We start from the raw sequence: 4,290 nt of genomic DNA, 5'->3' as shown, positions 1-4,290 counted from the left end.
AAAGAAGAGTTTTATGAAACCCTGCGCTACTTTAAGTACCGCATTGAAGACACTGGGGTTAATTTGAAGCTTGGAAAAGAGCAAACTTGCGAAGGGCTGTTGGCAGAAAAATACGATGATGTGGTTCTGGCAACTGGCGTCAGCCCACGGCAGGTCGATATTCCGGGTATCGATTTACCGCATGTTCTGGGCTACTTAGATGTTTTACGTGACCACAAAGCTGTGGGTAAAAAAGTGGCTGTGATTGGTGCCGGTGGTATTGGTTTTGATGTTTCTGAATACCTGACCACCGAAAAGTCACTGACACTGGATGAATCTGAGTGGTCAGAGCGTTGGGGTATTGATAAAAGCTACAGTGACCGCGGCGGCCTAAAACCTCAGCAGCCAGAGCAGAGCCCGCGTCAGGTTTGGTTGCTTCAGCGTAAAGAGAGTAAAGTTGGTAAGGGGTTAGGCAAAACCTCTGGCTGGGTTCATCGTAACGAGTTAAAAAGTAAGTCTGTGAATATGTGGAATGGGGTGACTTATCACCGCATTGTGCCAGAAGGTATAGAAATAGAGCGTGAAGGTGAAAAACAATTGCTGGAAGTTGATAATGTGATTATTTGTGCGGGGCAGGTACCGCAACGGTCATTACACGACGCGTTGCAGTCTGCTGGTCAGACTGTGCACCTAATTGGTGGTGCCGACGTTGCTGCCGAGCTTGATGCTAAACGCGCGATTCGTCAGGGTACAGAACTGGCGGCGGAGATTTAATGCCAGTTTATGATTTACATTGTCACAGTACGCACTCGGATGGTTCATTGTCGGTCTCTGAGCTTTTGCACCGGGCTTGTGAGCAGGAAGTGGATGTACTGGCAATTACCGATCATGACTGTGTTGACGGCCTGCCCGAAGCGAACAGTCTGATTGCTCAGGAAAGCCTGCCGATTAAATTGATTAACGGTGTTGAAATCAGCTGTCGCTGGCACAGTTTTGAGATCCATATCGTCGGTCTCAATATCGATCCTGAAGAGGGACAGTTAAAGGCATTGTTAAACGAACAGCAGCAACGTCGTTATGATCGCTTTGATGCCATGCTTGAGAAGTTATACCAACGTGGCGTTAGTTTATCTGCAGAGGACTGTCAGGCGGATGGTATGCCAACACGCAAGCACATCGCCGATGCCATGGTACGCAAGGGAACTGTCAGTAAACCACAGCAGGCTTTTGACCGCTATATTGGTAAAGGCAGTAGTGCTTATGTAAAACCCGAATGGTGCAATATTCCTGAAGCAATAGATGCTATTCATAGCGCCGGAGGCAAGGCAGTGCTGGCGCATCCGCATGGCTATAAGATGTCAAACAAATGGCTGCGAAAACTTTTGGTAGAAGGGAAAGAGTGGGGGCTTGATGCCATGGAAGTCAGTTTGTGTCAGCAGTCTCCAGGTCATCGTGACGCTTTGGCAAAAATGAGCCGGGAATACGGGCTGTTAGCCTCTCAGGGTTCCGACTTTCACTATCCGGGAAATTGGCGCGAACTGGGCAAAAATCTTTGTCTGCCGGCGGACTGTGTGCCAATATGGGAGCATTGGTCACAGTAGAAGGATTGAGGGGAGATTATGAGTCAATTTTTTGAAATTCATCCGGAAAATCCTCAAGCACGTTTAATTCAGCAATCGGTTCAGATTATTCGTAAAAGTGGTGTGGTGGTTTATCCTACAGACTCGGGTTATGCCATTGGTTGTCAAATTGGTGATAAAGCAGCGGCAGACCGTATTTGTCAGATTCGAGAAATAGACAAAGAGCACAATTTTACCTTAATGTGCCGTGACTTATCTGAGCTTGCGACTTATGCCAGAGTTGATAACGATGCTTTCCGTCTACTGAAGAATAACACCCCGGGGCCTTACACTTTTATTCTGAAAGGTACTAAAGAAGTTCCCAAGCGACTTTTGAATCCCAAACGTAAAACTATCGGCATACGGGTTCCGACCAACCGTATAGCAATGGCCTTGCTGGAAGAGTTGAACGAGCCGTTAATGTCGACCAGCTTGATCCTTGGTGAAGGAATGCTGGCTGAATCCGACCCGGAAGAGATTCGGGATAAGCTGGAAAAATTAGTGGATTTAATTATTGACGGCGGTCATAAAGGTGAAGAACCAACCACGGTTGTGGATTTGTCTGAAGGCGCGCCGACCATTCGCCGTGAAGGCTCCGGAGACACAGAACCTTTTGACTTTTAATAACTTGCTAGGCATTTGGGTTAATTATGGCTGAACAGCAGTCACTGCCTTTAGGTTTTGTCCGCGGCGAACCGGTTATAGAAAAACCAGAAGACCTCTATATACCACCGGATGCGCTGGAAGTTATTCTGGATACTTTCAGTGGTCCGATGGACTTGCTGTTGTACTTAATCCGTAAACAAAAGCTCGATATTGTTGATATGCCTATTTTGGCCATTACCCGACAGTACGTTGAGTATGTGGATATGATGCAAGAGCTTAAGCTGGAGCTGGCCGCTGATTATTTGGTGATGGCCGCCATACTGGCGGAAATTAAAAGTCGACTGCTATTACCGAAGCCGCCTCAGGAAGAGGATGAAGAAGAAGATCCAAGAGCCGAATTAATCAGGCGCTTGCAGGAGTATGAAGCCATACGTCAGGGTGCAGAGTATATTGACCAGCAACCTCAAGTAGGGCGGGACATATTGCTGAGTGAGGTTAATACCAATGCGCGTGAGTGGGTAACATCAACACCTCCGGAAGTTACTTTAGAGGATTTGACGCTTGCCTTTAGTCGGGTATTGCAGCAGGTTGAGCTAAAAGCACACCATCAGATAAAACGGGAACAGCTATCCACACGGGCAAGAATGAGCCAGGTACTGGAACTATTAAGCAATAAAAAATATGTTTCTTTTAGTCAGCTGTTCACCCGCAAAGAGGGGCGCGCTGGGGCTGTGGTTAGTTTTTTAGCAATTTTAGAACTTGTGAAAGAATCAATGGTAGAATTGTCACAAGTAGAGCCTATGAGTGATATTCGCCTGAGTTTGAGACAGCACAGCCAAGATGAATCCGTTACAGCTTAAACAACTTATCGAAGCGGCCTTATTTGCACACCCTCAGCCTTTATCGGCTGAGCAACTGCATCAGCTTTTGCTGAATGAAGGGGAAGCGTCACTTACGGCAATAAAGCAACAGCTTCAAGAACTGCAATCGGATTACCGGGAGCGGGGTATTGAATTAGTAAAAGTGGCTTCTGGTTACCGCTTCCAAACACGAGCTGAGCTTGGGCAGCGGCTAGCGGGGTTGTGGCAGGAAAAGCCACCCAGATACTCAAATGCTTTATTGGAGACTTTGGCTTTAATTGTTTACAGGCAGCCAATAACCCGCGGTGAAATTGAACAGATACGTGGCGTAAGTGTCAGTAGCCACATAATGAAGACGTTGCAGGAAAGGGGATGGGTCAAAGTGGTCGGACACAAAGAAGTTCCGGGACGCCCTCAACTTTATGCCAGCACCAATGATTTTTTAGATGATTTTAATTTGAGTGACTTATCGGAACTACCCGATATCGATACACTCAGTGAAGATGATGAACGTACCGCTGAGACAGCGACTAACGAGAGAGATGATTCGTAATGACCGAGAAATTACAAAAGGTTTTAGCCCGATCTGGACATGGCTCACGCCGCGAAATTGAAGCTAAAATTTCCGCGGGCCGCATTCGTGTGAACGGTAAAGTGGCACAGTTAGGTGAGCGTATCGACGCAGACGCTAAGGTTCGCATTGATGGCCACGAAGTTCAGATTAAACCTGAAGAAGAGGTCATTTGCCGTGTTTTGATTTACCACAAGCCCGAAGGTGAGCTTTGTACGCGTAAAGACCCCGAAGGGCGGCCGACCGTTTATGACCGTTTACCACGAATGAGCGGCGCACGCTGGGTTGCTGTAGGGCGTCTGGATGTGAATACATCTGGTCTGTTGCTTTTCACCACTGACGGAGAGCTTGCTAATCGCCTGATGCACCCCAGCCAGCAGGTTGAGCGGGAGTATGCCGTACGTGTGTTTGGTGAAGTAGATGAGGCTATGATGCAACGCCTGAGAAAAGGTGTGCAACTGGAAGATGGGCCGGCACATTTTAATAGCATAAAGCCGGCAGGCGGTGACGGCATGAACCGTTGGTTTCATGTCACCTTAAGCGAAGGGCGTAATCGTGAAGTTCGCCGTTTGTGGGAGTCTCAGGAAGTACAGGTGAGCCGCCTTATCCGTGTTCGTTACGGTGATATTCCTCTGGAAGCCGGGTTGCCGCAAGG

At 47.8% G+C, this 4,290-nt stretch carries 6 protein-coding genes; all 6 read left to right on the top strand.

The window, feature by feature from the left end; all coding sequences use genetic code 11:
• Positions 1 to 753 (top strand): FAD-dependent oxidoreductase (locus tag B3180_RS06110; RefSeq protein ID WP_286843545.1); only part of this gene is annotated, 753 nt, incomplete at its 5' end.
• A complete protein-coding gene (locus B3180_RS06105; protein WP_278358787.1) occupies positions 753 to 1,580 on the top strand; it encodes a PHP domain-containing protein in 828 nt (275 codons plus the stop codon). The genes B3180_RS06110 and B3180_RS06105, both read left to right, overlap by 1 nt.
• 18 nt (positions 1,581 to 1,598) lie before the next feature.
• Positions 1,599 to 2,222, top strand: coding sequence for an L-threonylcarbamoyladenylate synthase (locus B3180_RS06100; protein ID WP_199494621.1), 624 nt, complete (start codon positions 1,599 to 1,601; stop codon positions 2,220 to 2,222).
• A 26-nt stretch (positions 2,223 to 2,248) separates the two neighbouring features.
• The gene (locus tag B3180_RS06095) at positions 2,249 to 3,064 is read left to right on the top strand and encodes a segregation and condensation protein A (protein WP_199494622.1); all 816 of its coding nucleotides are present in this window, start codon (positions 2,249 to 2,251) and stop codon (positions 3,062 to 3,064) included.
• Entirely contained in the window at positions 3,045 to 3,617 is a 573-nt protein-coding gene (gene scpB, locus B3180_RS06090; RefSeq protein WP_273023590.1) for an SMC-Scp complex subunit ScpB, read from the top strand. Before B3180_RS06095 ends, scpB begins: the two co-directional genes overlap by 20 nt.
• A partial coding sequence (rluB, locus tag B3180_RS06085) for a 23S rRNA pseudouridine(2605) synthase RluB (RefSeq protein ID WP_286843542.1) occupies positions 3,617 to 4,290 on the top strand: 674 nt, incomplete at its 3' end. The genes scpB and rluB, both read left to right, overlap by 1 nt.

This window comes from Idiomarina sp. UBA4206, from assembly GCF_002383015.1.
Lineage (GTDB): Bacteria > Pseudomonadota > Gammaproteobacteria > Enterobacterales > Alteromonadaceae > Idiomarina > Idiomarina abyssalis.
Note: the sequence above shows the minus strand (reverse complement) of the source record. Positions and strands in the feature narration are given on the sequence as shown.

Excerpts from the sequence above, each read along its gene's own strand:
- B3180_RS06100 (WP_199494621.1), top strand. The coding sequence starts at position 1,599 with ATGAGTCAATTTTTTGAAATTCATCCGGAAAATCCTCAAGCACGTTTA.
- B3180_RS06095 (WP_199494622.1), top strand. The coding sequence starts at position 2,249 with ATGGCTGAACAGCAGTCACTGCCTTTAGGTTTTGTCCGCGGCGAACCG.
- B3180_RS06105 (WP_278358787.1), top strand. The coding sequence starts at position 753 with ATGCCAGTTTATGATTTACATTGTCACAGTACGCACTCGGATGGTTCA.
- scpB (WP_273023590.1), top strand. The coding sequence starts at position 3,045 with ATGAATCCGTTACAGCTTAAACAACTTATCGAAGCGGCCTTATTTGCA.